The sequence below is a fragment of the Rhizobium sp. IBUN genome (assembly GCF_000510625.1).
Classification (GTDB): Bacteria; Pseudomonadota; Alphaproteobacteria; order Rhizobiales; family Rhizobiaceae; genus Rhizobium; species Rhizobium altiplani.
In genome coordinates this window covers 19,431-46,041 of sequence record NZ_AZNV01000027.1, presented here as the reverse complement: position 1 = coordinate 46,041, position 26,611 = coordinate 19,431, and the positions used below count along the sequence as shown (strand labels likewise).

Annotated in this window: 30 protein-coding genes, 1 tRNA gene and 1 pseudogene; 18 read left to right on the top strand and 14 right to left on the bottom strand. The window is 59.0% G+C overall.

Going from position 1 to position 26,611, the window contains the following annotated elements:
• Position 1: 1 nt before the first annotated feature.
• Complete coding sequence (gene ribD / locus RHIBUN_RS0122355) at positions 2-1,111, top strand: bifunctional diaminohydroxyphosphoribosylaminopyrimidine deaminase/5-amino-6-(5-phosphoribosylamino)uracil reductase RibD (RefSeq protein WP_025661228.1); 1,110 nt, start codon at positions 2-4, stop codon at positions 1,109-1,111.
• A complete protein-coding gene (locus RHIBUN_RS0122350) occupies positions 1,111-1,731 on the top strand; it encodes a riboflavin synthase (RefSeq protein ID WP_018116906.1) in 621 nt (206 codons plus the stop codon). The genes ribD and RHIBUN_RS0122350 overlap by 1 nt, the downstream gene beginning before the upstream one ends.
• Here the strand turns inward: RHIBUN_RS0122350 and RHIBUN_RS0122345 are convergent.
• The 3 genes from RHIBUN_RS0122345 to RHIBUN_RS0122335 form a co-directional block, all read right to left on the bottom strand.
• The gene (locus tag RHIBUN_RS0122345) at positions 1,694-2,230 is read right to left on the bottom strand and encodes a GNAT family N-acetyltransferase (RefSeq protein WP_025661227.1); all 537 of its coding nucleotides are present in this window, start codon (positions 2,228-2,230) and stop codon (positions 1,694-1,696) included. The genes RHIBUN_RS0122350 and RHIBUN_RS0122345 overlap by 38 nt on opposite strands.
• A 26-nt stretch (positions 2,231-2,256) precedes the next feature.
• Positions 2,257-2,760, bottom strand: coding sequence for a cupin domain-containing protein (locus tag RHIBUN_RS0122340; protein ID WP_018116904.1), 504 nt, complete (start codon positions 2,758-2,760; stop codon positions 2,257-2,259).
• A gap of 99 nt (positions 2,761-2,859) precedes the next feature.
• Complete coding sequence (locus RHIBUN_RS0122335) at positions 2,860-3,210, bottom strand: hypothetical protein (RefSeq protein WP_018116903.1); 351 nt, start codon at positions 3,208-3,210, stop codon at positions 2,860-2,862.
• Positions 3,211-3,542: 332 nt separating this feature from the next.
• On the opposite strand from RHIBUN_RS0122335, the gene RHIBUN_RS0122330 reads away from it, so the two are divergent.
• The 3 genes from RHIBUN_RS0122330 to RHIBUN_RS0122320 all read left to right on the top strand — a co-directional run bounded on the left by RHIBUN_RS0122330 (position 3,543) and on the right by RHIBUN_RS0122320 (position 6,827).
• Complete coding sequence (locus RHIBUN_RS0122330) at positions 3,543-3,998, top strand: 6,7-dimethyl-8-ribityllumazine synthase (protein ID WP_025661226.1); 456 nt, start codon at positions 3,543-3,545, stop codon at positions 3,996-3,998.
• 3 nt (positions 3,999-4,001) lie between these two features.
• Entirely contained in the window at positions 4,002-4,484 is a 483-nt protein-coding gene (gene nusB / locus RHIBUN_RS0122325) for a transcription antitermination factor NusB (protein WP_018116902.1), read from the top strand.
• Between the two features lie 207 nt (positions 4,485-4,691).
• Positions 4,692-6,827, top strand: a complete 2,136-nt coding sequence (locus RHIBUN_RS0122320) for a sodium-translocating pyrophosphatase (protein ID WP_018859200.1) — start codon at positions 4,692-4,694, stop codon at positions 6,825-6,827.
• A gap of 70 nt (positions 6,828-6,897) precedes the next feature.
• Here RHIBUN_RS0122320 and RHIBUN_RS0122315 read toward each other — a convergent pair whose 3' ends face one another.
• On the bottom strand, positions 6,898-7,434 hold the full coding sequence (locus RHIBUN_RS0122315; RefSeq protein ID WP_018116900.1) for an outer membrane protein assembly factor BamE: 537 nt from the start codon (positions 7,432-7,434) through the stop codon (positions 6,898-6,900).
• 179 nt (positions 7,435-7,613) lie between these two features.
• Here RHIBUN_RS0122315 and RHIBUN_RS0122310 point away from each other — a divergent pair, with 179 nt between their 5' ends.
• From RHIBUN_RS0122310 to RHIBUN_RS0122280, 7 genes are all read left to right on the top strand, one after another.
• Complete coding sequence (locus tag RHIBUN_RS0122310) at positions 7,614-8,204, top strand: ubiquinol-cytochrome C chaperone family protein (protein WP_192304347.1); 591 nt, start codon at positions 7,614-7,616, stop codon at positions 8,202-8,204.
• Positions 8,205-8,214: 10 nt separating this feature from the next.
• A complete protein-coding gene (locus RHIBUN_RS0122305; RefSeq protein WP_018116898.1) occupies positions 8,215-8,769 on the top strand; it encodes a DUF177 domain-containing protein in 555 nt (184 codons plus the stop codon).
• Between the two features lie 103 nt (positions 8,770-8,872).
• Positions 8,873-9,919 (top strand): phosphate acyltransferase PlsX, encoded by a 1,047-nt coding sequence (gene plsX / locus RHIBUN_RS0122300; protein ID WP_025661225.1) that lies wholly within the window; start codon positions 8,873-8,875, stop codon positions 9,917-9,919.
• A gap of 19 nt (positions 9,920-9,938) precedes the next feature.
• A complete protein-coding gene (locus RHIBUN_RS0122295) occupies positions 9,939-10,910 on the top strand; it encodes a beta-ketoacyl-ACP synthase III (RefSeq protein WP_025661224.1) in 972 nt (323 codons plus the stop codon).
• Positions 10,911-11,017: 107 nt separating this feature from the next.
• Positions 11,018-11,356 carry an integration host factor subunit alpha gene (locus RHIBUN_RS0122290; RefSeq protein WP_007531489.1) on the top strand — a complete coding sequence of 113 codons (339 nt, stop codon included), beginning with the start codon at positions 11,018-11,020 and terminating at the stop codon, positions 11,354-11,356.
• Positions 11,357-11,573: 217 nt separating this feature from the next.
• Positions 11,574-12,116, top strand: coding sequence for a MerR family transcriptional regulator (locus RHIBUN_RS0122285; RefSeq protein WP_018116346.1), 543 nt, complete (start codon positions 11,574-11,576; stop codon positions 12,114-12,116).
• A 125-nt stretch (positions 12,117-12,241) separates the two neighbouring features.
• Positions 12,242-12,907 (top strand): HAD family hydrolase, encoded by a 666-nt coding sequence (locus RHIBUN_RS0122280; RefSeq protein WP_025661223.1) that lies wholly within the window; start codon positions 12,242-12,244, stop codon positions 12,905-12,907.
• 4 nt (positions 12,908-12,911) lie between these two features.
• Here RHIBUN_RS0122280 and RHIBUN_RS36495 read toward each other — a convergent pair whose 3' ends face one another.
• The 3 genes from RHIBUN_RS36495 to RHIBUN_RS0122270 form a co-directional block, all read right to left on the bottom strand.
• Positions 12,912-13,106: a hypothetical protein gene (locus RHIBUN_RS36495; protein ID WP_156932737.1), complete on the bottom strand. Its 195-nt coding sequence runs from the start codon at positions 13,104-13,106 to the stop codon at positions 12,912-12,914.
• Between the two features lie 126 nt (positions 13,107-13,232).
• Positions 13,233-13,667: a CAP domain-containing protein gene (locus tag RHIBUN_RS35590; protein ID WP_084659777.1), complete on the bottom strand. Its 435-nt coding sequence runs from the start codon at positions 13,665-13,667 to the stop codon at positions 13,233-13,235.
• Between the two features lie 174 nt (positions 13,668-13,841).
• Entirely contained in the window at positions 13,842-14,219 is a 378-nt protein-coding gene (locus RHIBUN_RS0122270) for a hypothetical protein (protein WP_025661222.1), read from the bottom strand.
• Between the two features lie 470 nt (positions 14,220-14,689).
• Between RHIBUN_RS0122270 and RHIBUN_RS0122260 the strand changes: the two genes are divergently transcribed.
• The 3 genes from RHIBUN_RS0122260 to RHIBUN_RS0122250 all read left to right on the top strand — a co-directional run bounded on the left by RHIBUN_RS0122260 (position 14,690) and on the right by RHIBUN_RS0122250 (position 15,590).
• Positions 14,690-14,766: transfer RNA gene (locus RHIBUN_RS0122260), tRNA-Pro, on the top strand.
• 218 nt (positions 14,767-14,984) lie between these two features.
• Positions 14,985-15,200, top strand: a complete 216-nt coding sequence (locus tag RHIBUN_RS0122255; protein WP_025661220.1) for a hypothetical protein — start codon at positions 14,985-14,987, stop codon at positions 15,198-15,200.
• Between the two features lie 177 nt (positions 15,201-15,377).
• The gene (locus tag RHIBUN_RS0122250) at positions 15,378-15,590 is read left to right on the top strand and encodes a hypothetical protein (protein ID WP_018859824.1); all 213 of its coding nucleotides are present in this window, start codon (positions 15,378-15,380) and stop codon (positions 15,588-15,590) included.
• A 24-nt stretch (positions 15,591-15,614) separates the two neighbouring features.
• On the opposite strand, the gene RHIBUN_RS0122245 is transcribed toward RHIBUN_RS0122250, so the two are convergent.
• The 5 genes from RHIBUN_RS0122245 to RHIBUN_RS0122225 are packed head-to-tail and all read right to left on the bottom strand — an operon-like array spanning position 15,615 to position 20,546.
• Positions 15,615-15,908, bottom strand: coding sequence for a DNA-binding protein (locus RHIBUN_RS0122245; protein WP_025661219.1), 294 nt, complete (start codon positions 15,906-15,908; stop codon positions 15,615-15,617).
• Positions 15,909-15,918: 10 nt separating this feature from the next.
• Positions 15,919-17,181 carry an O-antigen ligase family protein gene (locus RHIBUN_RS0122240; RefSeq protein WP_025661218.1) on the bottom strand — a complete coding sequence of 421 codons (1,263 nt, stop codon included), beginning with the start codon at positions 17,179-17,181 and terminating at the stop codon, positions 15,919-15,921.
• Positions 17,178-18,737: an undecaprenyl-phosphate glucose phosphotransferase gene (locus RHIBUN_RS0122235; RefSeq protein WP_025661217.1), complete on the bottom strand. Its 1,560-nt coding sequence runs from the start codon at positions 18,735-18,737 to the stop codon at positions 17,178-17,180. Before RHIBUN_RS0122235 ends, RHIBUN_RS0122240 begins: the two co-directional genes overlap by 4 nt.
• Positions 18,738-18,794: 57 nt before the next feature.
• Complete coding sequence (locus RHIBUN_RS0122230) at positions 18,795-19,964, bottom strand: glycosyltransferase family 4 protein (RefSeq protein ID WP_018116398.1); 1,170 nt, start codon at positions 19,962-19,964, stop codon at positions 18,795-18,797.
• Positions 19,965-19,970: 6 nt separating this feature from the next.
• On the bottom strand, positions 19,971-20,546 hold the full coding sequence (locus RHIBUN_RS0122225; protein ID WP_025661216.1) for a polysaccharide biosynthesis/export family protein: 576 nt from the start codon (positions 20,544-20,546) through the stop codon (positions 19,971-19,973).
• 192 nt (positions 20,547-20,738) lie between these two features.
• On the opposite strand from RHIBUN_RS0122225, the gene RHIBUN_RS0122220 reads away from it, so the two are divergent.
• Positions 20,739-22,883, top strand: coding sequence for a Wzz/FepE/Etk N-terminal domain-containing protein (locus tag RHIBUN_RS0122220; RefSeq protein ID WP_025661215.1), 2,145 nt, complete (start codon positions 20,739-20,741; stop codon positions 22,881-22,883).
• Here the strand turns inward: RHIBUN_RS0122220 and RHIBUN_RS0122215 are convergent, their stop codons facing one another.
• Together RHIBUN_RS0122215 and RHIBUN_RS0122210 are read right to left on the bottom strand one after the other, a co-directional pair.
• On the bottom strand, positions 22,884-24,125 hold the full coding sequence (locus RHIBUN_RS0122215) for a GNAT family N-acetyltransferase (RefSeq protein ID WP_025661214.1): 1,242 nt from the start codon (positions 24,123-24,125) through the stop codon (positions 22,884-22,886).
• 118 nt (positions 24,126-24,243) lie between these two features.
• Positions 24,244-24,453 carry a DUF2842 domain-containing protein gene (locus tag RHIBUN_RS0122210; RefSeq protein ID WP_018116394.1) on the bottom strand — a complete coding sequence of 70 codons (210 nt, stop codon included), beginning with the start codon at positions 24,451-24,453 and terminating at the stop codon, positions 24,244-24,246.
• A gap of 113 nt (positions 24,454-24,566) precedes the next feature.
• On the opposite strand from RHIBUN_RS0122210, the gene RHIBUN_RS0122205 reads away from it, so the two are divergent.
• Positions 24,567-25,670 (top strand): COX15/CtaA family protein, encoded by a 1,104-nt coding sequence (locus RHIBUN_RS0122205; RefSeq protein WP_025661213.1) that lies wholly within the window; start codon positions 24,567-24,569, stop codon positions 25,668-25,670.
• Between the two features lie 180 nt (positions 25,671-25,850).
• Positions 25,851-26,579: pseudogene (locus RHIBUN_RS33740) on the top strand (NYN domain-containing protein).
• The last annotated feature ends 32 nt before the right edge of the window (positions 26,580-26,611 follow it).

The following is a 26,611-nucleotide window of genomic DNA, read 5'->3' as shown; positions in this document are numbered from 1 at the left end:
CATGAGCGCTTCGGAAGACGACGCGCGTTTCATGGAAGAGGCGATCCGCCTGGGTCTCCTGCATCTCGGCCAGACATCTACCAATCCTTCCGTCGGCTGCGTGATCGTGCGTGACGGTCAGATCGTCGGCCGTGCAGTGACGGCAGTCGGCGGGCGTCCCCACGCCGAACCGCAGGCCCTGGCCGAAGCCGGCGAACTGGCGCGCGGCGCCACCGCCTATGTCACGCTCGAACCCTGCTCGCATTACGGCAAGACACCACCCTGCGCGGAGGCGCTGATTGCCTACGGCGTTGGTCGTGTGGTGATAAGCGTCACCGATCCGGATCCGCGTGTCTCGGGCAGGGGCATTGCCATGCTGCGCGATGCGGGGATCGAGGTCGAGTCAGGAATTCTCGAAAAGGAAGGCAAGCGTTCGCTTGCTGCTTACCTCACACGGCAGACGAAGAACCGGCCCTATGTGACTCTCAAGCTTGCGGTTTCCGCTGACGGCATGATCGGAAAAAAGGGCGAGGGGCAGATTGCGATCACTGGGCCTGCGGCACGGGTAGAGGTGCAGAAGCTGCGCGCCGAAACCGATGCGATTCTGGTTGGGATCGGGACTGCGATCGCCGATGATCCCTTGCTCACCGTTCGCACGCCTGGACTTGAGGCCCGCTCACCGGTTCGTGTCGTGCTCGATGAAGATCTCTCTTTGCCCTTGGACAGCAAGCTGGTCGCGACGGCCAAGCAGGTGCCATTGATCGTCGTCGCGGCCGAACCGCCCCGCTTCGACAATAGCGAGGACGAGGCCTTTCTCGCACGACGAGACGCTTTGGATCAGGCTGGCGTCGAAGTGGTCCAATGCAGTCCCTACCGGCCCGACCAACTGCTGCCTGCACTAGCATCGCGCGGAATTTCTTCGCTTGTCATCGAAGGCGGCGCGCGGACGGCGAAGCTTTTCCTGGATGCCGGTTACATCGACCGCATCCTCCTCTATCAAGGCCCTGCGGTGATCGGGCAGGACGGTATTGAATCGCCGGTCCAGAAGACCGATATGCCATCGGGCTTCCTGCACAGGGGCACCTTCATATTTGGCGACGATCGCCTGGACGAATACGAAAGAGAGCTTTGATGTTTACCGGAATTGTCACCGACGTCGGCAAGATCGAATCTGTTTTCCCATTGAAGGAAGGCATCAAGCTGCGTGTCGCCACTGCCTATGATCCGGCGACCATCGACATGGGCGCCTCGATCTCGCACTCCGGTATCTGCCTGACGGTGACCGGCCTGCCCGGCGAGGGCAGCAACGGCCGCTGGTTCGAGGTCGAAGCTTGGGAAGAGGCTCTGCGCCTGACGACGATCGGGACGTGGAAGGAAGGTACCCGCATCAATCTCGAGCGCTCGCTGAAGATCGGCGACGAACTCGGCGGCCACATCGTTTCCGGTCATGTTGATGGCAGGGCCGAGATCCTCTCGGTGACGGAAGAGGGCGATGCGACGCGCTTTCGCCTGCGTGCGCCTGAACATCTCGCCAAGTTCGTTGCACCCAAGGGCTCCATCGCTCTGGATGGCACGTCGCTCACCGTCAACGCGGTGGACGGTACCGATTTCGACGTCCTGCTGATCCGTCACACGCTTGAGGTCACGACCTGGGGCGAACGCAAGGCAGGCGACTTCGTCAATTTCGAAGTCGATACCATGGCGCGCTATGCCGCTAGGCTGGCGGAGTTCCCGACCGCGAAAGCAGAATAACCTCTCCATTGTAGTTGCATCGCTGGACTTCGCGGAAGCCGAGCTTGCGCGCCAGGCGCAGCGAGGGATCGTTCCCCGGGTCGATAATGCAGGTCATTGGCTTGGAGGGGAACCGCTCTTCCGCCCAGGCGATCAGCGCCGTGAGCGCTTCGCTGGCGTAGCCGTGCCCTTGCGCGAAGGGCATCAGTCCCCAACCGGTCTCCAGAGTGCCTTCCGTGGAAACGGGGTGCATATCCCGTTTCATGTCGAGGAAGCCTGCTTCCCCGATGAAACGCCCTGACTGCTTTTCCTCGATCGCCAGAAATCCGAAACCCATGTGATGCCACATGCCGGCGACACGCAGCATGCGTGCCCAGGCCTGTTCGCGGGTGGAGGGAACACCTCCGATGAAGCGCACCACCGCTTCGTCGCTCCACATCGTCATATAGTCAGAAAAATCGTCAACGGTGTGCGGACGTAGCAGCAGTCGCGCTGTCTCGATGGTAGGAATGCTGGTCATCTTGAAGTGTTCCCCTCGGATGGAGGTCAAGCACCCGGCTCGCCGTCCCAGTAGTCCAGCTTGCCATGCTCGCTGCCGATAAAGCGAAAGCGATTCGCTTGTCCCTCGTCGCGATTGGTCTTGGCGAGAAACTTTCCGGAATCGGGATATTCGACAATCTCGGTTTTCGCCATTGTCGAAATGCCAAGGTAGATCAGAGGCGTCGAACCAGTGTTGATGATCTGGTGGGCGGTCTCTTGTCCCCCGGCTGGAGCGCCGAGCGTGTCACCCTTCCGGATCGGATAGCGATCAGGACCGAAACGATATTCGCCGGTGCCTTCGATGACGAAAAACAGCTCATCCTCCACGTGATGGTTGTGGAATGGACAGCTGGATTTGCCGGGCGGGACTTCGTTGTAGCTTATGCCGAGACCTCCAAGGCCGAGAAGCGAGCCGAATGAGACATCCGTCCCTTCGTACAGATCCCCTTGCTTCCAGTGCTCAAGCTTCAAATCAGCGACGTTGATGACGGGCTTCGATACGCCGGACATTATCTTCTCCTGTTTCCGGAGAAAAGGCATCATCCTGCGAGAAAATACAACCCGCAAAGCATCGTGACGGGCGACAGTCTTCCGCTGTCGCCCTTGACCTTATCGATAGTAGACCGTGATACCGCCGTCCGCGGCCTGATCAGCGTTGACGATGTTCCCGAGCAGCACACCTCTGGCGTTGAGCTGATGCATAAGGGGTTTGTTGACGGCAATGGCCGCACGGATCACTTGGATGTCGTGGACACTGTGTGCGGCAAATGAATTGGGCGCTCCGATATTTTTCGATCTGCCGTGGTCGGCCACCTGCCGAATATCGAGATTTGCGCCGCTGAAGCTGCGGAGCGTTCGTTCGATGCCCGACGGGGTGGTCATGTCGAGACTTTCGGCACGGCTGGCATCTGCAAAGGCAAGGGTAGCGACTGCGGAGGCGATGGCTGCAACGCGATTCATGGTGTATCCTTTCATCTGCTCTGACGATCGACCGTCGGCAGTGGATCGTCAGCGTTACGCAGATGAAATTGGTAATCGGATCATCCGCCTTCAATTCATAAGTATCTGGAATTTAGTCACATATTGTTCATGCGAATTGCCCTTCATTTGCCATCTTCGAGGCGCCGGTCCGACGCCGGCACAAAATGACGCAAGAATTGCCCGCTCCGCCGTTGCCGGGATTCCGGATTCGGCATCCAACCATGGTCGGAATTTGCTTGCCATTCGGGTCGCGGCGTGTTTTGACCGCGGCCTGCCGAATGGTGAAGTCCTCTAGCTACTGAAGGTGAAGCATGGCGCGAGAAACCGCTCCCCACATTTTGATCGTCGAAGCACGCTTCTACGACGACATGGCCGATGCCCTGCTTGAAGGCGCGACCTTCGCCTTGAAAGAGGCGGGCGCAACCTATGAGGTCGTCACCGTTCCGGGCGCTCTCGAGATTCCGGCGGCGATTGCCATGGCGCTCGACGGAGCAGATAGTGAGGGCACGCAGTATGATGGGTACGTCGCCCTCGGTATGGTCATCCGCGGCGAGACCTACCATTTCGATATCGTGTCGAACGAATCCTCTCGCGCGCTGATGGATCTGGCCGTGAGCGAATCCCTTGCCATTGGCAATGGCATTCTGACTGTTGAGAATGACGATCAGGCTTGGGCTCGCGCCCGCCGTTCGGACAAGGACAAGGGCGGATTTGCCGCCCGCGCAGCTCTTACGATGATAGAGCTGAAGAAGAAGTTGGGTGCATAACGAATGAACAACGAGAACTCGGAGCGTCCGGTCAAGGCTGCAAACCAGCGAGGTGCTGCACGCCTTGCTGCCGTTCAGGCGCTCTACCAGATGGATATTGGCGGCACCGGCGTGCTGGAGATCGTGGCTGAATACGAGGCGCATCGCCTGGGCCAGGAACTCGACGGTGAGACCTATCTGAAGGCCGACCCCTCCTGGTTCCGCTCGATCGTATCAGGCGTCGTGCGGGAGCAGCGTCGCCTTGACCCAATGATTGCGTCCGCCTTGCAGGACGACTGGGCGCTCTCGCGTCTCGATAGCACGGTCCGCGCGATCCTCCGTGCCGGCGTCTTCGAGATTCTCGAACGCAAGGATGTTCCCGTTGCGGTCATCGTGACGGAATACGTCGAAATCGCTCAGGCCTTCTTCAGCGACGATGAGCCGAAGCTCGTCAACGCCGTGCTTGACCGCATCGCAAAGCAGGTGCGGGGCGAAGCCAAGAAGTAGCGTTCTGCCGGGTCAGCAGGCCCGACCTCCAAGAATCCTCCGTTCCCATTGTGCTGCAAGGGCTTTTGGCTCTTACGGGCTTGACGCGCCGTTTTCCTCCACGCAATCTCCGCCCGGCGTTGCAGCATTTCTGTGGGAGGAAATCGAGTCGGCGTATTCGCAGCCGGAGAGGGAGTGAGCTCCGGCTCTTTTGGAGGAAAGAGCGAAATGAGCATTCTTTTATGGGTAATAGCATGCGGTCTGCTCTCGGTGGTCTATGCCATCTGGGCAACCCGGTCGGTGCTTGCCGCCGATCAGGGTAACAAGCGCATGCAGGAAATTGCAGGCTATATTCGTGAGGGTGCGCAGGCCTATCTGACGCGCCAGTATAAGACCATCGCAATCGTCGGCATCGTCGTTTTCATTGCAGCCTGGCTGCTGCTCTCCGGCACGGCTGCAATCGGCTTCCTCATCGGCGCTGTTCTGTCAGGCGCTGCTGGCTTCATCGGCATGCACGTCTCGGTGCGCGCCAATGTTCGCACGGCGCAGGCGGCATCCCAGAGCCTGGCCGCCGGACTTGAGATTGCATTCAAGTCGGGTGCCATCACCGGGCTTCTGGTGGCCGGTCTCGCGCTCCTTGGCGTGTCGATCTACTACTACGTGCTGACTGTCGTGCTTGGGCACGAAGGCAGCTCTCGCGAAGTCATCGATTCCCTCGTCGCGCTTGGCTTCGGCGCGTCGCTGATTTCGATCTTCGCCCGTCTCGGCGGTGGCATCTTCACCAAGGGCGCTGACGTCGGCGGTGACCTCGTCGGCAAGGTCGAAGCGGGTATCCCAGAAGATGATCCGCGCAACCCCGCGACAATTGCCGATAACGTCGGCGACAACGTCGGCGATTGCGCTGGCATGGCAGCTGACCTTTTCGAAACCTACGCCGTATCCGTCGTCGCGACCATGGTTCTCGCCGCAATCTTCTTTGCCGGCGCACCCGTTCTTGAATCGGCGATGCTCTACCCGCTTGCGATCTGCGGCGCCTGCATCATCACCTCGATCATTGGTACGTTCTTTGTCAAGCTCGGCAGCAATGGCTCGATCATGGGCGCCCTTTACAAGGGGCTCATCGTCACCGGCCTGCTATCGATCATCGGCCTTGGCGCAGCGACATCACTGACCATCGGCTGGGGTTCGATTGGCTCGGTCGGTGGCGAGGACATTACCGGCACGCATCTCTTTGTCTGCGGTCTGATCGGCCTGCTCGTCACAGCGCTGATTGTTGTCATCACCGAATATTACACCGGCACCAACAAGCGCCCAGTCAATTCGATCGCCCAAGCCTCTGTGACCGGCCATGGCACGAACGTCATCCAGGGTCTTGCGGTGTCGCTGGAATCGACAGCCCTCCCGGCGATTGTCATCGTCGGTGGCATCCTGGCGACTTATCAGCTCGGCGGCCTTTTCGGCACCGGCATCGCGGTTACCGCCATGCTCGGCATTGCCGGCATGATCGTTGCTCTCGACGCTTTCGGTCCGGTGACGGACAATGCCGGTGGCATTGCGGAAATGTCCCACCTGCCGCCGGAAGTACGCAAGTCGACCGACGCGCTCGACGCAGTCGGCAATACGACGAAGGCCGTTACCAAGGGCTATGCGATCGGTTCCGCTGGCCTCGGCGCCCTGGTTCTGTTTGCGGCCTATTCCTACGACCTCAAATACTTTGCCGCCAACGGCGACAAGTACCCGTATTTTGCAGGTATTGGCGACATCTCCTTCGATCTTTCCAATCCTTACGTCGTTGCCGGACTGATCTTCGGTGGTCTCATTCCTTATCTCTTCGGTGGCATCGCGATGACCGCCGTCGGCCGCGCGGCCGGCGCAATTGTCGAAGAGGTTCGCCGTCAATTCAAGCAGAAGCCCGGTATTATGGCAGGGACCGAGCGTCCAGACTATGGCAGGGCGGTTGACCTGCTGACCAAGGCAGCCATCCGCGAGATGGTCATTCCTTCGCTTCTGCCGGTTCTTGCCCCGATCGTCGTCTACTTTGGCGTATTGATCATCTCGGGCTCGAAGGCTTCCGCTTTCGCGGCGCTGGGCGCATCGCTGCTCGGTGTTATTATCAACGGCCTGTTCGTCGCGATCTCGATGACCTCGGGTGGTGGCGCGTGGGACAATGCCAAGAAATCCTTCGAGGACGGCTTCGTCGACAAGGACGGCGTTCGCCATATGAAGGGCTCCGACGCGCATAAGGCATCGGTGACCGGCGACACGGTGGGCGACCCCTACAAGGATACGGCTGGTCCTGCCGTTAACCCGGCGATCAAGATCACCAACATCGTCGCTCTTCTGCTTCTCGCCGTCCTGGCTTGAGGCACACCGCCGAAACTAAAAACCCGCCGGAGCGATCCGGCGGGTTTTTCTTTGAGAGTTCGCTCCCGCTTTAGCGGAGGCTGGCCGGGTTCTGCGGCGAGGCCGGCTGCGAGGTGCCGCCACCGAAGAGGCCCTTCGCAGCGTTCGCCGCGCTGCCGCCCGATAGCAGCTGTTGTAGGAAGGTGAAGTCCTTGCCGCCCGTCGGGGTGACGCGGGTAATCGTATCGAAAATTTTGCCGTCCTTGAGGGTGTAGTTCGCACGGCGCGTAACGATGCCGTCCTTGTCGAAATAGATCGCCAGCACGCTCTGATCGACCACCTTCAGCTTCTGGAAGGCCATGGAGCGCTCGCGGCGCTGCGAGATGTAGTAGAAGACTTCGCCATCGAACGTCGCCGTCGTGGACGGGGTGCCGAGGGATAGGAGAACCTGCTCGCGGCTCGATCCTACTGGGACGAGATTCAGCGACTGCTCGTCGGCGACATATCCACCGTTGAGGACGGTTTGTGTCTGGCAGCCTGAAAGTCCGGCGGAGGCGATCATGATGGCAATAGCGGCATTGCTGAGGAATTTTTTGTCAGACTTGAAATACCGTTTCGTCAACGACATCTACTCCCTAAAATTATGAATGGCAGCCACCGGCCTCAGATCGCTGATGCAAAACCATTGTGGCCATTCCGGGGAGAGACATCCCGTTGGCTCATGCGGACAGAAGGGGTGCTGTCCCGAAAGTGGCCACCTTCGGCATTGCAATTCGCGCCTGCTTCGGTAAACCAGCTTTCGAAATCATGCAACAAGGCCGGACGCCGCTTGGCGCCCAGAATGAGGCCTTTCCGGAAAAAACGATGATCTTCGGGCTCTTTGGCAAGAAAAACAACAACCAGGTAATCGTAGATCGGCAATATCAGGCACTGACGTCGGCCGCACGGATGCCGGAATTCTATGAGCGCTTGAATGTCCCGGATACGGTGATGGGGCGTTTCGAGATGCTCTCGGCGGTGATGATCCTCTTCTTCCGGCGCACACGAACCTCCGGAACGAGCGGCCAGGAGATCGCGCAGGAAATCGTCGACGCCTTCTTCCAGGATATCGACTACTCCATCCGTGAATTGGGGATCGGTGACAACACGGTTCCCAAACGCATGAAGAAGCTGGCCGGCATGTTCTATGGCCGCCTGGAGGCCTACGCCAAGGCGATGGACACCAGGGATGCCGAAGGACTCGCTGCGGCGCTCGTGCGAAACATTCATCCGAAGGCGAATGAGCCGGTGGATATGCGCGGTCTCGCGGACTGGATGTTTGTTGCCGAAGACCATCTTTTGTCGCAGTCGGAGGACGTCATAGCGACAGGCTCGGCGACACTTCCGAAGGTAGCGTGAGGAAGAGACGATGAAAAACAAAAGAGACGACGTTCCGTTCTCCTATCTCGTAAATGTCGGTCATATATCGGCCAATCCTGTCGAGGTGCATCTGGAGGCCGACAAGCGCGAATTGGCAGCCCTTGCGGACAGTTGGAGTGTCCTATCGGTGGACAGCTTTGGTGCTGACCTCCAGATCGGTCGGTGGAAGCGGGATGGTGTGCGCATCAAGGGCAGGGTGCGTGCCAACATCGTTCAGTCCTGCGTCGTGACCCTCGATCCGGTCCCATCGGAGATCGACGAGAGCTTCGAGCAGATCTTCGTGCCGGAGAATTCCAAGCTTGCGCGCCGGCCCGCCAATGATGCCGGCGAAATGGTGCTGGACCCCGATGGCCCGGACCTTCCCGAAAGCTTCACCGGCGATACGATTGACGCAGGTGAGGTGGTTACGGAATTCGCTGCTCTTGCGATCGATCCCTATCCGCGCAAGCCCGGTGTGGAGTTCTCCGGTCACATAGAAGACACTGGAGAGAACGATAAAAAGCCGTCTGCCTTCGCCGTGCTGAAGGATTGGAAAAAGGACTGAACCCCGTTGGGGATTTGACACAATTCAGTTGTAAGCGACGGGAAAACCGGTATTTTGGCCGAAATTTCGCCCGCCGGAGGCGAAAAACAAGGATCAGGGACGCGTGATCAGAATTTCTATCGACCTCATGGGTGGCGACTTTGGTCCCCAGGTTGTCATCCCCGGCGCCGCCAAGGCACTGGAAAGACATCCCGATATTTTCTTCGTGATGTATGGATTGAAGGAACAGTGCGAGCCGGTTCTCGACAGGTTTCCGAAGCTCAAGGAAAAGACCGTTTTCCACGACTGCGAGCTGGCCGTCCGCATGGACGAGAAGCCGAGCCAGGCGCTCCGTCGCGGTCGCTATATCTCCACCATGTGGCGGACGATCGAAGCGGTGAAGACGAAGGAAGCCGACGTCGCGGTGTCGGCCGGCAATACCGGCGCGCTGATGGCGATGGCCAAGTTCTGTCTGCGTACGATGGCCAATATCGAGCGGCCGGCGATCGCTGCCATCTGGCCCACCTTGAAGGGCGAGAGCATCGTTCTCGACGTGGGCGCGACGATCGGCGCGGATTCGCAGCAGTTGATGGATTTCGCGCTCATGGGCGGGGCAATGGCCCGTGCGCTGTTCGAGATCGAGCGTCCGTCGATTGGCCTGCTGAATGTCGGGGTCGAAGAGATCAAGGGCCAGGAAGAGGTGAAGGAAGCGGGGCGCCTGCTCCGTGAGGCCAACATCGACTCGCTCGAGTACTATGGCTTCGTCGAAGGCAACGACCTGGGGAAGGGTACCGTCGACGTCGTCGTGACCGAAGGCTTCTCTGGCAATATTGCTTTGAAGGCGGCCGAAGGTACAGCGCGGCAGATCGGTGAGTATCTGCGCGCTGCAATGTCGCGCACGCTGCTTGCCAAGATCGGCTACTTCTTCGCCAAGGGCGCCTTCGACATGCTGCGCGAAAAGATGGATCCGAGCCGTGTGAACGGCGGCGTCTTCCTCGGCCTCAACGGCGTCGTCATCAAGAGCCATGGCGGCGCCAATGCCGAAGGCATCGCTGCCGCCATCGAGGTCGGCTACGACATGGCCAAGAATGGCCTCAATCAGAAAATAGAAAACGATCTTCAAAAGTATCATGCCAAGCGGCTGCCCCCGATCGGGCCGGAAGCCGCATGAGCGACGGGGTTTAAGCAATATGATCCGTTCAGTTGTTCGCGGGTTCGGAGCCGCACTTCCGAAACGCGTTATGACCAATCGCGACATGGAAGATGTCGTGGACACATCGGACGAATGGATTGTCCAGCGTACGGGCATTCGCCAACGCTACATCGCGGGCGAGGGCGAGACGACATCGTCGCTCGGCGAAGCTGCGGCGCGTGCTGCGCTCGACAAGGCCGGCCTGACGCCAGCTGATATCGATCTAATCATCTGTGCCACCTCGACGCCCGACAACACATTCCCGGCGACTGCCGTCAATATCCAGAACCGCCTGGGCATGCACCATGGCTTTGCGTTCGACGTACAGGCCGTCTGCACAGGCTTCGTCTATGCTGTGACAACGGCCGACGCCTTTATCAGGGGCGGTCTTGCCAGGCGCGTGCTGGTAATCGGCGCCGAGACCTTCTCGCGCATTCTCGACTGGAACGATCGCACGACCTGTGTCCTCTTTGGCGATGGCGCCGGGGCGATCGTGCTGGAGGCTGCCGAGGGCAAGGGCACGACCACTGATCGTGGCGTGCTGACGGCGCACCTGCGTTCCGATGGCTCCCACAAGGAGAAGCTCTATGTGGATGGCGGTCCCTCGACGACCGGCACGGTTGGCAAGCTGCGCATGGAGGGCCGCGAAGTCTTCAAATATGCAGTCGGCATGATCACTGACGTCATTCAGGCCGCCTTCGACGCCACGGGAACGACCGCCGACGATCTCGACTGGCTCGTGCCACACCAGGCCAATCGCCGTATCATCGACGGTTCCGCCAAGAAGTTGCATATCGCACCTGAGAAAGTAGTCATTACGGTTGATCTCCACGGCAACACGTCTGCCGCCTCGATTCCGCTCGCGCTGGCCACGGCCGCTGGCGACGGCCGGATCAAGGAAGGCGATCTGGTGATGTTGGAAGCGATGGGCGGCGGCTTCACCTGGGGCGCAGCACTCCTGCGCTGGTAACCCGAAAATCCAAAAAACTACCGACGAACAAGAGCTTGACCGTGAGGCGCAAGACAAATACTCTTTGTCCGCTTTCATAATATAATTGGCAAATGGGCGGGGAAACCATGACCGGAAAGACAGTGACGCGAGCAGACCTGGCGGAATCAGTTTTTCGTAAGGTCGGTCTTTCAAGAACCGAATCTGCTGAGCTCGTGGAAACTGTCATTGACGAGATTTGTAACGCGATTGTTCGCGGCGAAACCGTCAAGCTCTCCTCTTTTGCGACGTTCCAGGTGCGCGACAAGAATGAGCGCATCGGCCGCAATCCGAAGACTGGCGAGGAAGTACCGATTTCTCCCCGACGCGTCATGACCTTCAAGGCCTCCAATGTCTTGAAGACGCGGATCCTCAAGGCGCATACTCTGCGCAAGACCAAGCAGAAGGCCGCAAATCCGGCTTCCTGATCGGGCTGAGGAGAGGGAGGTTCCTCTCGGTCGACGACAATAACCTGCAATCTTCCCTGAACGATCTGTGCGGTATTCAAGACGTGACTTGAATTCGCGGCGTCAAACCGTTGAAATATGATGAGTCGCGGCTCGGTTCTGACGTTCGTGAGACACAGCTGCGCCTTGTCAGCCGAACAGACGCGCGGCGCACCCCGAGACCGCGTAGGGAGTAAGGATGTTGGATAAGAGCCCCGATGCGTTCCGCACCATCAGCGAGGTGGCGGACGACCTAGACCTTCCACAGCATGTCCTGCGCTTCTGGGAAACTCGGTTTCCTCAGATCAAACCGATGAAACGCGGCGGCGGCCGCCGCTACTACAGGCCCGAGGATATTGATCTTCTGAAGGGCATTCGCCACCTGCTCTATGATCACGGCTACACCATCAAGGGCGTGCAGAAACTTCTGAAGACCAACGGCAACAAGTTTGTCATCTCCATCGGGCATGGCGATCTCGCCAGCGTCCAGGCGCTGACGGGCGGCCCGCAGGAGGGCGGTGATGCGGCCGAGCCACGGGTCGGAATGTCCGAGGAGGATCAGGTGGTTGGCCGCGCGAAGCCGCCGATCACACGCCGCTTCTTCAATTTCGGCGGTGGCGATGAAGAATCCCCGGAAATCTCGATCGGCAAGTCGAGCGTCGGCAAGGAGGATCGAGCGCTGCTTCAGGAAGCACTCTACGATCTCCTCGAATGCAAGCGCCTGTTGGATCAAGTTCGCTGATCCAATTTACCGGAGCGCCTCGATGGCTTAGTTAGTGAAGCATCGCCCGCGCGTTCGGACGGCCTCTGCCAAACGCATCGTAGTCGGCGGCGAGCGTAATTCCAGTCAGTACCAAGGAAACCTTCGTGACCGCGTATCATTCCGTTCCCGGCAAATTCTATGACGCCTTCCTGTTCGATATGGATGGCACGCTCTTGAACTCGATCGCGGTGGTCGAACGCGTCTGGACGGAATGGGCTATGCGGCATGGCCTCGAGCCAGAGGTTTTCCTCAAGACGATCCATGGCATTCGCGCCTCCGACGTCATTCGCCAGCTGGCGTTGCCAGGCGTCGATCCGGAGTATGAGGCAAAGCAGCTACTGAAGGAGGAGATGGAGGACGTTGGAGGTATCGTCTCGATCCCCGGCGCGATCGATTTCCTGAACAGCATTCCACCGGCAAAGTGGGCGATCGTAACCTCGGCACCGATCGAACTCGCCCGGCGGCGCATGGCCGCCGCAGGCATTCCGACGCCCGTGGCGATGGTGAGCGGTGAAGAAGTGGTAGCCGGGAAACCGAGCCCGGAGTGCTACCTGCTGGGGGCCAAGCGCCTCGGAGTCGATCCGACGAAATGCCTGGTGTTCGAAGATGCCGTTGCCGGAATTCTCGCAGGCGAAGCGGCGGGCGCGGATGTGACAGTCATCACCGAGACGCATACGACGCCGTTCGCAACGCCGCACTTTTCGATCTCCGACTATCGGGAGTGGCGTGTCGACACCGGCCCAGACGGGCGCGTTGCGCTGGTCAGATAGCGCGCTAGTGCTTGCGCTGTTGCTGCGCCTGTTTCTTCATGCGCTCGAAAGCAGCAATCATTTTTGCCTTTACCGAACCCAGCGTCCCCAATTCATGTCCGCAGGTGAAGCAGGTAAGGATATCGGTGTCGAGCGGTTCGGGCCGCTCGAATTTCATTCGGGTGTTCCTGCATTTGGGGCAGGGGATCTCAATCTGCATGGTCTTATCCAAAGTCTTGCGTTTCCGAGGTCTCTTATTCGCGGGGGGGCGATCGAGCAAGCGTTTTTGACCACGACCGAGTACTGACATTTCCCGGCGTTGGCAAAAATCAAAATCGAGATGATGCTACTGGCAAGCGAAGAAAGTCGAGTAGCCTCCGACAGTGGCCACTCCCGCGTATCGCAGATTAGGTCGAAGCAGATTCGTGTTATGGCCCCAGGAACGCCTCCAGCCAGCAAAAAGCTGCTGCGGTGTCGTATACCCCATGGCGACATTTTCTGAACATACCACACTAAGTCCAGCGGCTCTGGCTTGAGCCGATCTCTGGCGGAAACCATCATGGCTCATGCTTCGCCGAGCTGCCTGGTAGCGGCTATGCTGCTGCGCCAGGGCTTTCAAAGTGCCATTCGCGGCCAGGGGAGACAGTCCACGGCTGGCCCTATACGAATTGATGAGAGCGAGCGTCTGGGAGCCAAAATCGCCGGTAGTAGTTGGTGGTTGCGCTGCGCTTATGCACGCCGAGCTCAGAATCGCAATGGCTATTGTCCGTAGCGTCTTCATCGTCGGATTTTCCTCTTGGCAAGAATTCGCCTTTGGCGGGCCTGAGCAGACACAAAGCAAACGATCCAGGCAACCATAAACGGGCACGATGCCTCGATTTGATGTCGAGCAGAAATGTAAACTCCAACGAGCTGACCAGCTGGGTGATGTCAGGAGACGCTCAGCGGACAAGCGTCAGCTCACGACCCCATTCTGCCGGCACAGATTGTTGAAGTTTGTTTGTGCGCTGCCTTGGGCGGTCAGGGTAAACGAAAAAGCCGCTCTTCCAGTCGCGCTTGTGTTTCTCAAAACACCGGCGAAGGGCTCTCCGCCAGTAAAGGCACCGGCCTTGTTCTTGGAGTCCACTATGCCGCAAACATAGACGATCCCGGGCTGTCTCTGTGCCGCCATCATGCTCTTGAACCTCGCACTGGAGGGATCCTTGAGATAGCTTCGAACTGTGTTCTGAATGGCAGAAACCTCGCCCTCCGAGAGGGCATACGGGATTGTCTGCTGAGTGACGCTCCCGCAGGAACTAAGTAACAAAAGGCCGGCGATCATGATTCTCTTCATGTGCTCCCCCACGAGGGCGCCAAACGACAGGCCCCCGCCAAGAAAGTCTCTTCTAGTAGTTGCTAAATCAAGCCAGTATTTCGACGTATCTCGATGGGAACTGTGAGCCGGGGTCCGAAACAGGCTACTTGCAATTCAGAAGTTTGTGACTCTCTTTGCCTCTAGCCAAGCTTCGCGTTCAAAGCCTTTCGTCACTGCCGGCAAGCGTTTCGATTGCGATCGCCACTCTGAGTGCGCGCATTTTTTTATCGGAGGGACCGCACATATTTGATTGCCGACATGCAAAAGGCGCTCGCTGGCCTGATTTGCTGTGAGACGCAGGTCTCACGGACGGCAGCGGAACTGACCGTGGAACTTCTGTTGCAAGCCCACCTATCCCCGGCTTTCGTTCCTTTTTATTCCTCCTGCATGATTTTTCCCTTGCGCCGGAAATTCCAAAATACTAACAGGATCAGGCCGTTTCGGCAGGTCGGGGCGTAGCGCAGCCCGGTAGCGCACTTGACTGGGGGTCAAGGGGTCGCTGGTTCGAGTCCAGTCGCCCCGACCATTTACAAAGTAACCTTCGGCACCCCCAGCAGCCGATGGTGATCTCTCTTTCATGGCTAGCCTTGCCGAGAATCAACTGCGACGCAGTTGCCCTTTTCCTGTCAGTGTTTCTGATGTCGGGTCCGCACGGATATATCGCTGATAGAAATTTTTCTTAATAACTCGAAATAATTATTAGTTTCATGTAATATATATTCGACAACTGTTGGTGGATGACCCATGGCCAACCGCGAGGCAAGCGAAACATGCCGGGAAGCTCTGGCGGAGTCCTTCGAGGCTCTGGTCGAGAAGGCCATATCGTCGGGCTGGTCGGAACACGAAGTCGCACTGGCACTGACGGACCTCGCCGAGACCTATCTCGTAAAGGTCGGCGCAAGGGTCATCATCGAGGACTCGATCTATTCGCAGCTTGCCTTGGAGCGACTGAAAAATTGACGCGGAAGTCGACCATCAATCCGGCCTGAAATATGCCGTTCACATAAATGTTTCCGTTGGAAATGTTCGGTTGATAAATCACCGGCTCGGGCGCATAGTGCCCGCATCGTCGGCTATGGATGGGCGGTCGACGTCAATGCTAGTGGTGTCATTAGCCCTCATGGAACCTGTGGCGTGATGCTTAAATCCCCAGTTCTTCCACGTGACCTGCCACTTTTCTCGGATGATCTAGACCTCCTGTCCGGAGTACTTGACGATGTCTGCCGGGACAGGGGACTTGCGCGCGATACACCGGCTGCCGAAGTCATCGGCGCGCTCCTGATCCAGCTCTACCGACAGGGTGTCAGGGACAAGGGCAAGCTTGCCGCCCTCGCAAGGGCTTACTTGTAATTTCGGAACCTGAAGAGCGCCCGACTAGTCGTCGTTTGCCGCGTTGAGATTTTCCGGGCGGATCCCTTCGTCGATCCCGGTACGCGCTCGCAGCCGGACGCCCGGTCCGCCTTCGTCATGGTTGCCGCTGGCGATGAAGATGATGCCCGCCGCCTCCAGCGCTTGCTTGACCGCGAGCAGCGCATGCGGCTCGCCTTCCTGCTCATCGCGCTCCATTATTTCGATGGTGGCAGCGGGCAGACCTGAGGCAGTTGCCAGTTGCTCGATGCTCATCCCGGTCATCGCGCGGGCGCCGCGCATTTGTGTCGCTGTGATCATGAATCAAACACTAGCGCGTCGGTGCTCGTTCGCAAGCCCGATGTGCAGCACCATTGCGTCTATGGCGCTGTTCCAGCGCGGCGCAGCCCCAGACCACACCAAAAAGCAGGTAGACATGTCGCCAGTGATCGATGTCAATGACATTGCCGATTGCCACATGCCCTAGCACTCCGATCCACGCGATCATCAGATAGGGCTGCCAGGGGCGGTCCTTGAGCAGGTTCCTGAACCCGAGATAGATTGTCCAGCAGAGCATGGTGACGTAGCTGACAAAGCCAAGCCAGCCGTAGCTCGTCAGCGATTTCAGCCAGACATTGTGCTCATCCTCAGGAAACATCGCGCCGAAGACCAGCGGACCGATTCCGAGTGGTCGCTCCATCATCATTGTGAAGCCGATGCGGTGGCGCTCGAAGCGACCGAGGTGTTCACCGTCATACTGCTGCACGAGCTGGGCGCGCGTCGAAAAGAGCGCACTGACCTTCGGGAACTGCAACGCGACGACCAGCGACGCAACCAGCAACATGATCGCCGCAAGCGACAGGATCAGGATGCGCAGTCGAAATGCGCCGCTGCGTTCCTTGAGCAGCATGCAGAAGATCAGCAGAAGAATCCCGGCAGCAAAGAGGCCCCAGGCCGCACGCGAGAACGACAAGAAGACGCCCAGTGCCAGGATCAAGAGCGCTATTGCTTTGATCGGCGACGTCCTCAGATTGCCGACAAGAATGCCGTGGACAAGGTAGAGGGATGGCGGGATCAGGAATGGGCCGAATACGTTCGGGTCCTGGAAGGCGCCCTTGGCACGGTCGTAGAGCGTGAAGACCTCCGCGCCGGGGAAGGCGTGAAAATAGCCGAGTATTCCGAGCAGGGAGGTGATAACGGCGGCGAACGCCCAGGCATTGAAGATGAGCGGCAGGCGCCGCGGGCTGTCCTCGACGATCGCGGCATAGAAGATCGCAGTCAATGCGAGGAACGTCGAGACCGCGACATACATTGGCCCGGTCCCGAGGTCCTTCATCTGGGTCAGCGAGAGCATGCCGCCGACGTTGAAGGCAAGCAGCAGGGCAAGCAGCGGCGCTGTGAAGCGTGAAATCCTGAGACCGAGGATGAACCAGATGCCGAGAAGGGCGGCCATCCACAACTCGTAGGGCGCCGGCTCATCGATAACGAAGCCGGAGAGAAAGACACCAAAGGCGACCATCGCCGAACCGATCAGCCGCAACGTTGCTCGTTGCGGTTGAGCAACGCGAAGATGTGTCGCCGAGGCCGAGTTCAATAGGCGTTTTCCGTATTGAACAAGCGGAAGGGCGTGAGGAACAGGATTTTCAGATCGAACCAGAGCGACCAGTTCTCGATATAGTAGAGGTCGTAGGCGGTCCGGAACTTAATTTTGTCGTCGTGATCGACCTCGCCGCGCCAGCCGTTGATCTGCGCCCAACCCGTCACCCCGGGCTTCACGCGATGACGTGCGAAATAGCCTTCCACGACGTCGCCGAAGAGGCGGTCCTTCGCCTGGGCCAGAATGGCATGTGGGCGCGGGCCAACCAGCGAAATGTCACCCTTCAACACGTTGAAAAGCTGCGGCAGTTCATCGATCGAGCTCTTGCGGATGAAGCGTCCGACGGGTGTGACGCGTGGATCGCCCTTGGTGACCGCGGCACGTCCGGTGGGGTCACCCTTGTCGGCATACATTGAGCGAAACTTGAAGATCCTGATGATCTCGTTGTTGAAGCCATGACGGTTCTGCATGAAGAAGACCGGCCCCTTCGAGGTGACCTTGATGGCGATCGCCGTTGCAAGCATGATCGGCCAGAGGAGTGCCAGGGCAAGCAGCGTAAAGACAATATCGAAGCAGCGCTTGGCAACCGAGTCCCAGTCCCGGATCGGCTTGTTGAAGATATCGAGCATCGGGACAGACCCGATGTGCGAATAGGCACGCGGGCGAAAGCGCAGGCGATTTGCGTGCGCGGCTAGGCGAATGTCGACCGGCAGCACCCAAAGCTTCTTCAGCAGCTGTAGGATGCGGGCCTCCGCGCTAAGCGGCAGAGAAATGATCAGCATGTCGATGCGGGTAATGCGCACAAACTCGACCAGTTCGGCGACCGTTCCGAGCTTCGGATAGCCGGCGACCATGATCGGCGACCGTTTCTCGCCGCGGTCGTCGAAAATGCCACAGATCCGGATGTCGTTGTCGGGTTGCTGCTCGAGAATGCGGATCAGCTCCTTGGCCGGTGCCCCGCCACCGACGATCACCGCGCGGCGCTCCATGATGCCATTGCGTGACCAATTGCGGATACCGTAGGCGGTCAGCAAGCGAGCAGCGAGGAGGACGATTGCGCCGGCAATGAACCACGCAAGATATGCTTGCGGCTGTGCCCAGCCGATGTTGCCGGAGAGTACGCTTGCAGCCGTGACAATCAGGAAGACGGATGCCCACACGGCAAGGACTCGCGGCAGCAGGCGCATACGGGCGCGGAGCGCTGGTATGGAGTAGGTGTCGGCCGTCTGGAGCGCACTGACGAGGAGTGCCGCAACAACAATGGCAGCGATCGCCCGCCCTGCAAGGGTTTCGCCCCCGTTCCCGGGCCAGATGAGGAATGCAAGCAACCCGACGAGAAACTGTGAGGCGAATTCAAAAAGTCGGAACTGACCGATGATGATGGCCGGCGAGCGGTTTCCAGTGCTGAATTGCTCGGCGATCTGACGGGCATAGGCGTTGATCGGCTCCGGCTGAACCGTTTCATCCACCCCTTCGTCGCGTCGATGGATGTCGGAAACCTGCTTCCGCAGTGCTTCCAGGTCAAACTGCTCGCTTTTCTCTGCCTTGTTCATGAGGCTACCGCCGCTGGTTATCACGCCGGCAATAGCAGAAAGCCCCTAAGAAAACTTTTACGAAGCAAGAGCAATAGCTTGCTTCGATTGCGGGTCCAGGAGGTCGTGGTACAATTTCAGGACATCGTTGGCCATGATCGAGGCCGAGAAGACCGACCTCACCTGTTCCATCGACGGCATCGCCGTATCATGCCAGCCCGGGATGCGGATCGCATCCGCCATGGCGCGCGCAAGATCGTCGGGATCCTCGGGGTTGGCGAGGGCAGGGCTGTCTCTGCCCAGGGCTTCGGGAATTCCGCCGACGCGAGTTGCGATGATGGTCTTCCCGGCGCCGAGACCCTCGAGCACGATGTACGGCATGGCTTCGGCGCGCGACGGAACGACAAGGTTCTGTGACATCGCGAACGCCTGCTGAACGCGCATCGCCGGCAGCATGCTGATGCGCTTGCCCAAACCACGCTCGATCATCATGTCTCGGTATTTGTCGCGCTCGGGCCCGTCGCCGACCATCACGGCCGAAAGTGGGCGTCCGAGAATGCGCTCCGCCTTCGCGAAGGCCTCCACAAAGAGATCGGGACCCTTTAGGTCCCGCAGCATGCCGACGTAGATGTAATGAACGGCATCCGAACGGGTTGGGATGAGCTCGAAATCGCGCTCCGCAAGTCCATTGTAGATCAGCCGCGTTTCCGTTCGAGGCCGCCCGACCTTCCTCGTATAGGCTTCGCGCTCGTACTCGCAGATGAAGACGAGGGCGTCCGTGAAGTACTCCTGCAGACGCTCCATGCGGAGCACGAATTGCCCTACGAGCGACCTCGGAGAATAATGCAGGCTTCCACCATGCGCAGTATAGAGGCGGGCTACGCGATACCTGTTTACCCGCAAGGCTGAGCCGGCAAGCCGCGCGAGCACACCGCCTTTGGCGCCGTGACCGTGCAGCACATCCGGCCGCAAACTTTTAATATTCTTGTACGTATCCCAGATCACTCCGATGTCGGAGAGGCTGACGTGCCGCCGCATGGGCATGCGGGTCAATCCCATCGCCAAGTAGGGACGAATCTCGTCGAACAAGCGGTCTTCATGCTCGCCGCCCGTTGAGCTGTCGCAAAGAATGCCGACTTCGTGTCCCGCCTTGCTGTGCTCCAACACCAGATCGCGGACGTGGCGGAAGATTCCGCCGACCGGTGATCTGAAGCAATGGAGGATGCGGAGGGGTCGCTGTTCGGTCATCGAGGATCAGAACAGTCGTTCGCGAACGTAGATCGTGTCGCCGGCGACGATCGCCGAAGAGATGTTGACGCGCCCTGTGATCACTTGCCCATTGACCTTTCGGGTTACGTCGACAGCGCCCTGGTTGGCGCGCGACGTAAAGCCGCCGGCAATGGCAACGGCATTCTGCACCGTCATTCCCGGAACGTAGGCGTATTGTCCGGATTGGCCGACTTCGCCCATAACGAAGATCGAGCGGTAGCGGTCGACATCGATCGTGACGTCGGGGTCCCGCAGGTAACCCTGTCTTAGTTTCTGCGCGATCTGGCCCGACAACTGCTGCAGCGTCCGTCCACGAGCCGGCACCTGCCCGATGAGCGGGAAGGCGATATAGCCGGCCTGGTCGATCGTATAAGTGTTGGTCATGCTTGGCTGGTCGAACACAGTAATGCGCAGCCGGTCGCCGCTATCAAGCGAATAGGGCTGGATCGTCGCCTGATTGAAAGCCTGGGGGGCAGGTTTGTAGCTATTGCAGCCGCTCACGACCGCAGTCATGGCGGCGAGGCTCAGAGCCATCAAGAACTTGGGCTGTGCGAAAGGCATCGCGTCTGCTCATCGGAAAACGAAATAGGTCTCAGCCGTTATCAATCCGTTAGGGTTAATGGTCGGTAAAAAGCGCCGATTTTTTTGGCTCCGGCCAGTCGACGTGTCGCCGGGATTGCCCGAGCAAGCATTAACCGTTGGGTTACTATAGTCATTTACCCTCGCGGCCACGTTTGTTCTCGGAGTACCAGCATGTCCGGCGTATCGGGTAATCAGGATGTGGACATCGATCTCGGACAATTGGTCCGCGCCGTCTGGGCGCGCCGGCTAAAGGTTTTGGCGATTACTGCGTTGGGGGCAGGGGTCGCCTTCACGAGCGCCAAGATGATCTCCCCCAAATACCGAAGCGAAACGCGCATCCTGATCGAGCCGCGTGCTCCTGCTTTCGCCAATGCGCAGGTGAACGACACCAATGCTGGTCCGTTGCTGGACGAGCTCAACATTGCAAGCCAGGTGCAGCTGCTGCAGTCCGCGGATCTCATCAAGCAGGTCATCAACGGCCAGAAGCTCTACGATTTGCCGGAATTCGACGCTGCCGCGAATGGCTCGGCGCTCACCGACATCCTGGTAGCCCTTCACCTCAAGAAGAATCCATATGAAAATCCCCCCGAAGAGCGCGTGATCGACGCTTTCACCGAGCGGCTGCAAGTCTATCAGGTGCCGGGATCGCGGGTGATCGGCATTACCTTTACTTCGAAGGATCCCAAGCTCGCGGCGACAATTCCGAACGCGATGGCGGCGGTCTATCTCGCCACGCAGAGCGGCGCCAAGCTGGATTCGAATTCCGAGGCGACGCGCTGGCTGGAGCCCGAGATCGAAAACCTCCGCCAGAAGGTCAATGACGCAGAGCAGAAGGTGGCAGAATACCGTGCTGAGCACGGACTGCTTCCGACCAACGGCGGCTCGAATTTCGCGACACAGCAATTGAACGACATTTCGGCTGAGCTCACCCGGGTCCGGGGAGATCGCGCAAACGCTGAGGCGCGCGCCCAATCCGTCCGCAATGCTCTCTCGTCAGGTGAGCCGTCCGACGCGCTGCAGGACATCATGTCGTCTCAGTCGATCCAGCGACTGAAGAGCACGGAGTCGGGGTTGCGGTCGCAGATATCCGACCTGCAGACGTCATTGCTCAACAACCATCCCCGCCTCAAGAGCCTTCGCGCGCAGCTTTCGGATATCAAGGTCCAGATTCGCCAGGAGACGCAGAAGATCCTTGCAAGCATCGAAAACGAAGCGAAGGTCGCTGCTGTTCGCCAAAAGGAACTGGAGCAGCAGGCCGACAGTCTGAAGGCAAACAGCGCCCGGGCCGGCGAAGACGAGGTTGGCCTCAACGCCTTGACGCGTGAAGCGACGGCGCAGCGCCAGCTTCTGGAGACCTATCTCTCTCGATACCGGGAGGCGGCATCGCGCGCCGACAAGAACTCAAGCCCGGCCGACGCACGCATCGTGTCGAAGGCCGTACAGCCCGTCGATCCTTATTTCCCGAAGGTTCTGCCGATCGTCATCGTCGCCGCCTTCGCAACTTTCATCATGACGTCCATCGTGATCATGCTCGCCGAACTCTTCAGCGGCCGGGCGCTCCGCCCCGTTGGGCTGAGCGAAGAGGAAGGGCGCGATGATGAGGAACCTCAATCAGCGACTACCGGCTCCGTCAATCGCGTGGCTACACCGAGCTTGTTGGCCACACCCGCAGACGACGAGCCGGTGGCCGAACAGGCTGAGGACGAGAAAATCGTTGAAACAAACGAATTCTCGATTGCATCCGTCGCGGAGTACCTTCGAGGCAGCAGGGCGCCTCTGGCGATCTCCATTTCTCCGACCGGCGACGACGGCTCGGCGGCAACCGTGTCCCTCGTGCGAAAGTTGGCTGAGGATGGCTCGCGGGTCATTCTGGTCGACATGACCGGCTCCGGTCTGCCGACAGACCTCATGGCTGAGGACAGCAAGATGCTCGGCATAACCGATCTGCTCTGCGGCGATGCAGCCTTCGGCGATACGATGCACGGCGACAGCCGCTCAGACGCGCATTTCATTCCGCAGGGCATCAGCGATCCGCGCCGGGCAATGCGCGGTGCCGATCGCCTGTCTCTGCTGCTGGACGCTTTGATCTCGGCCTATGATTTGGTGATGGTGGAATGCGGTGCCGCCGACGTGGCCGGCGTTTCCAGGCTGACTCAAAGCAAGGATGTCGAGATCATTCTCTCGATGCCTGAGATCGTCGAGCAGGAGTTCGTGACTGTCATGACCGAGTTCGAAGCCGCCGGTTATGAACGCGTCGTTCTGATGTCCGATAGCAGCGGGTCCATCGAGAACCCAGTTTCGCGGCGTGCCGCCTAATCATACGCCGATGACACGGCGCAGGCGCTGGGCCACGACGTATAGCTTCTGTTGAGACTTGATGAAGCCTTTGCCGCGCGTGATGGCCCGGTGCATTAAGGCACCCACGCTGCCGCGAAGCGAAAGCGGTAGAACGACGTCATGGTGCTCAGTCTTTACAGGCGCCCACGAGCGTTTGTATCTCTGGTCGCCAAGGCCGAAATCGAACAGTCTGACGCCCTTGCCGTGCTGGGCGGCGACCATCTGCCAAAACAGGAACTCGCCAGGGCTCGTCTCCGGCGCCGCACTTTCATCGAAGGCGGTGAACTGGCAGATGATGTGGTCGCCTTTGCGAGAAAGACCGGCGAGTGCGGCGATGCGGCCGGCATGCTCGCCCTTCAGGCGGATTGCGTGCATTTCCAGTCCCACCATCCGGCCGTCGCGGTCGCGGATGTCGATGGCGCCGTGCAGGAACGCTTTGGTCTCCGGGTCTGCAAATACGTCAGGCAACCCGAGCGCCTTGAGACGCTCACGTTTCTGTTCGAAGAAGCGATCGAGCAACTGGTGTTGTTCATCCGGGGTGCCGCTGGAGATGTAGTCGAAGCCACCGAGCGCCTCAAAACGCCGCAGCTGCGCCCGGAACCTCTTGCGTCGGCCCTTGGCGTTCACCTGTTGAAGCGTCGACTCCATCTTGTCGAGAAGTGGAAGCTGGTAGGCGTGATTCTGGTTCTGGACCATCGGCAATAATGCCAGGGGATTGCGTCGGCCGCGCCATTCCAACGGAACATTCTGCAGCAGCAGAAGATCGGTCCGTCCGGCCAGAGCACGGCGCAGAGACATCGCAAGCTTTTGAGGCTCCAGATTGTCGGCAAGTTCAATGAAGCGTGTTGAGAAGAGGCCGGTGTTGATGTTGCTGTGATCGGCGCCGATGAATCTGGCGGTCCGGAAGCCATGAAAGCTGGTTATCTCTAGCGGTAGAATGAATGCAGTCTCTCCGCCAATCCTGCCCCAGACTATCGACAGTTGGCGTCCGAAGGCCTTGGTCCACGCCATGCACCAGTCATAGCCTTGATGAAGAGAATTCAGATTGTCGCGATCGAGTGCGCGCCAAACCGCTTCCAGCGGCGCCAAGCTATCCAGGACGGTGATATCGAGTTCTGCCACAGCAAGCTGCGCATCCGACGCCAGCCATTCGGAAATACCGGCGTCGGGTTCCGTTGAATGGTGCGCCCTATCTGAAACAGGAAGCTTCTGCGCCTGCACTGATTTTCTCCGGACTGACTTGCAGGCGCGAAGAATAGTCCAACGGAACGTCCATTTGGTTTATGAGCGGCGCTAAACCTTGCTTTCCGTCGATCACGGTTATCCCGTCGTTAACGGATCACTGCTGCTTCGGCCCGGCCATCCATTTGATGATGACCATCGCGGGCAGCACCCACAGTAGGCCGGTCAGGAAAAAGTACAGGAGCTGACCCCACCATGGCGCATCACCGAGCGTGGCGACCGCGATCGTGTTTGCGAGCAGCGCATAGGCAAGCACGAGCACGACGATCAGGATCGTACCGATGAATTTGCGGAGGCGGACAGGCATCAAATATCTTTCAAACTGGTGTTCCGATTGCCGCGACGGCATGCCGCAAAGGTTCGGGGCTTGTTTTGCATGAGCCGCTCAGGCAAATCAACTACCGGAAGTAAGGAGCAGCCATGGCGATCGCGAACTTGAGCACCGAACAGCAAATACTGCGTGAGATACGCCGGCAGGATGGCAATCGCCGGGCCGTTCGCATTTGGCTGGGCTTTGTGCTCTTGGCGCTGTTCTGTCTTGTGATCATCGGTGGAGCCACCCGGCTCACGAATTCGGGGCTTTCCATCACCGAATGGAAGCCGATTCACGGTGTCATTCCGCCTCTTAGCGCTGCGGAATGGGACGAGGAATTCAAACTCTATCAGCGCATTCCCGAGTTTCAGCAGATGAACAGCGGAATGACTGTCGACGAGTTCAAGGGCATCTTTTGGTGGGAGTGGGCCCATCGCCTGATCGCACGTGGCATTGGTGTCATCTTTGCGCTGCCGCTGCTCTATTTCTGGCTGGCGGGAAAAGTGGAGAGACGGCTGCGCTGGCCGCTCTTCGGAATTCTCATGCTGGGTGGACTGCAGGGTGCGATCGGCTGGTGGATGGTGTCGTCAGGACTCTCCGTCCGAACCGACGTCAGCCAATACAGGTTGGCAACGCACCTGATCATGGCTTGTCTTATCTTCGCGTCCTGCATGTGGATCATGCGAGGGCTTTCCCCTCACTCCGATGACAAGGCGCCCACACAAGGCTCGCATGTCTGGGCGGGCGCCATCGTGGCGTTTGCGCTATTCCAGATCTACCTCGGCGCGCTCGTCGCAGGCCTCGACGCCGGCTTTACCTATAATACCTGGCCGTTGATGGATGGTGCCCTCGTGCCCTCGGATCTGCTGATCCAGCAACCGGCCTGGATCAATTTCTTCGAGAACCCCAAGACCGTGCAGTTCATTCATCGGCTGGGCGCCTACACCCTTTTTGCGCTGACGCTGATCAACATGATCATAGCTCTGACCGCAGCGCCCTCCACGACGCATGCCCGGCGCGCCGTCGTCCTGTTTGTTCTGGTGACAATACAGGCGGCGATTGGCATCGCGACCTTGCTGCTGCAGGTCCCGCTTCATTGGGGGCTGCTCCATCAGGCGGGAGCGCTGGTGGTTTTTGGTTTCGCGGTCGCCAATTGGCGGGGCTTCTACGGAGAGTATCCGCACGAGACCATGATTGCCGAGCGGGACTAAGACGCGTCGCCGGGATCAGCGAGAGTCGCGTTCGAACGTCAGGCATCCGATGGCAAATGGCGCCAGCCTCCTTTGAGGCCGTCGACGTGTTGTTTACCGATGTCATTACTACTGGTTGCAAAAAATGGTCAGTTCGTTGATGGTGGACGTCGGATCTATCATGAGGGACTGGAGCCGTTTATGCCCGAACCCCGCTCGCCCCGACTTGCCGTACTTATTGACGCGACAACACTTCCGCAAAGATCGCTGCTGGCTTATTCGAGGAGATAGCCAAGATCGGCGAGGCAAGTGTTCGGCGCATTTATGGCGACTTCACCAGTGCTAGCTCAAAAGCGTGGAACGACGTGCTGGCGCGACGCGCAATAGTCCCTCAACAGCAATTCGCACACGCGACGGGCAAGAACGCTTCCGATATTACTCTTGTCATTGACGCCATGGACCTGCTGCACAGTGGCCGTTTCGACGGCTTTTGTCTTGTATCCTCGGACAGCGACCTTACCCGACTTGCCTCGCGGATCCGCGAGCAGGGCATCGATGTTTTCGGGTTTGGTGAGCAGAAGACACAAGAGAGTTTTCGTCAGGCATGCCGTCGATTCATCCATACCGAAAACCTGGTGCCCACGGTCACATCAAACGGCAGCGAGGCCACGCAAAGCGCTCGCTACGCCAACCGAGCGAAGCGACGCCCGTCATCAAGAAGGTCATCGCTCAGATGGAGAGTGAAGATGGATGGGTATCGCTCGGTGCAGTTGGAGCGCAGCTCGCAAATCTGGCGTCGGACTTCGATCCGCGGACATATGGCTTCCGGAAGCTAAGCGACCTCGTCAAAAGACGAAGTCGTTCGACATGAACAATGTCGAAGGCAAGCCGCTCCGTATCCGGGTGAAACAGCCGTCGCCGAGAGTATAAAAAAATCCGGCTGCGTCGCCGCAGCCGGATCC

Bases quoted from the DNA above. Each gene is read 5' to 3' on its own strand.
- RHIBUN_RS0122230 (WP_018116398.1), bottom strand. From the start codon at position 19,964: ATGACCGAACAGCGACCCCTCCGCATCCTCCATTGCTTCAGATCACCG.
- RHIBUN_RS0122335 (WP_018116903.1), bottom strand. From the start codon at position 3,210: ATGAATCGCGTTGCAGCCATCGCCTCCGCAGTCGCTACCCTTGCCTTT.
- RHIBUN_RS0122295 (WP_025661224.1), top strand. From the start codon at position 9,939: ATGATCCGTTCAGTTGTTCGCGGGTTCGGAGCCGCACTTCCGAAACGC.
- RHIBUN_RS0122245 (WP_025661219.1), bottom strand. From the start codon at position 15,908: ATGATCACAGCGACACAAATGCGCGGCGCCCGCGCGATGACCGGGATG.
- RHIBUN_RS0122345 (WP_025661227.1), bottom strand. From the start codon at position 2,230: ATGACCAGCATTCCTACCATCGAGACAGCGCGACTGCTGCTACGTCCG.
- RHIBUN_RS0122330 (WP_025661226.1), top strand. From the start codon at position 3,543: ATGGCGCGAGAAACCGCTCCCCACATTTTGATCGTCGAAGCACGCTTC.
- RHIBUN_RS0122320 (WP_018859200.1), top strand. From the start codon at position 4,692: ATGAGCATTCTTTTATGGGTAATAGCATGCGGTCTGCTCTCGGTGGTC.
- RHIBUN_RS0122220 (WP_025661215.1), top strand. From the start codon at position 20,739: ATGTCCGGCGTATCGGGTAATCAGGATGTGGACATCGATCTCGGACAA.
- RHIBUN_RS0122340 (WP_018116904.1), bottom strand. From the start codon at position 2,760: ATGTCCGGCGTATCGAAGCCCGTCATCAACGTCGCTGATTTGAAGCTT.
- RHIBUN_RS0122350 (WP_018116906.1), top strand. From the start codon at position 1,111: ATGTTTACCGGAATTGTCACCGACGTCGGCAAGATCGAATCTGTTTTC.
- RHIBUN_RS0122285 (WP_018116346.1), top strand. From the start codon at position 11,574: ATGTTGGATAAGAGCCCCGATGCGTTCCGCACCATCAGCGAGGTGGCG.
- RHIBUN_RS0122315 (WP_018116900.1), bottom strand. From the start codon at position 7,434: ATGTCGTTGACGAAACGGTATTTCAAGTCTGACAAAAAATTCCTCAGC.
- RHIBUN_RS0122250 (WP_018859824.1), top strand. From the start codon at position 15,378: ATGCTTAAATCCCCAGTTCTTCCACGTGACCTGCCACTTTTCTCGGAT.
- RHIBUN_RS0122225 (WP_025661216.1), bottom strand. From the start codon at position 20,546: ATGCCTTTCGCACAGCCCAAGTTCTTGATGGCTCTGAGCCTCGCCGCC.
- ribD (WP_025661228.1), top strand. From the start codon at position 2: ATGAGCGCTTCGGAAGACGACGCGCGTTTCATGGAAGAGGCGATCCGC.
- RHIBUN_RS0122205 (WP_025661213.1), top strand. From the start codon at position 24,567: ATGGCGATCGCGAACTTGAGCACCGAACAGCAAATACTGCGTGAGATA.
- RHIBUN_RS0122290 (WP_007531489.1), top strand. From the start codon at position 11,018: ATGACCGGAAAGACAGTGACGCGAGCAGACCTGGCGGAATCAGTTTTT.
- RHIBUN_RS35590 (WP_084659777.1), bottom strand. From the start codon at position 13,667: ATGAAGACGCTACGGACAATAGCCATTGCGATTCTGAGCTCGGCGTGC.
- RHIBUN_RS0122255 (WP_025661220.1), top strand. From the start codon at position 14,985: ATGGCCAACCGCGAGGCAAGCGAAACATGCCGGGAAGCTCTGGCGGAG.
- nusB (WP_018116902.1), top strand. From the start codon at position 4,002: ATGAACAACGAGAACTCGGAGCGTCCGGTCAAGGCTGCAAACCAGCGA.
- RHIBUN_RS0122210 (WP_018116394.1), bottom strand. From the start codon at position 24,453: ATGCCTGTCCGCCTCCGCAAATTCATCGGTACGATCCTGATCGTCGTG.
- RHIBUN_RS36495 (WP_156932737.1), bottom strand. From the start codon at position 13,106: ATGCAGATTGAGATCCCCTGCCCCAAATGCAGGAACACCCGAATGAAA.
- RHIBUN_RS0122270 (WP_025661222.1), bottom strand. From the start codon at position 14,219: ATGAAGAGAATCATGATCGCCGGCCTTTTGTTACTTAGTTCCTGCGGG.
- RHIBUN_RS0122310 (WP_192304347.1), top strand. From the start codon at position 7,614: ATGCAACAAGGCCGGACGCCGCTTGGCGCCCAGAATGAGGCCTTTCCG.
- RHIBUN_RS0122235 (WP_025661217.1), bottom strand. From the start codon at position 18,737: ATGAACAAGGCAGAGAAAAGCGAGCAGTTTGACCTGGAAGCACTGCGG.
- RHIBUN_RS0122305 (WP_018116898.1), top strand. From the start codon at position 8,215: ATGAAAAACAAAAGAGACGACGTTCCGTTCTCCTATCTCGTAAATGTC.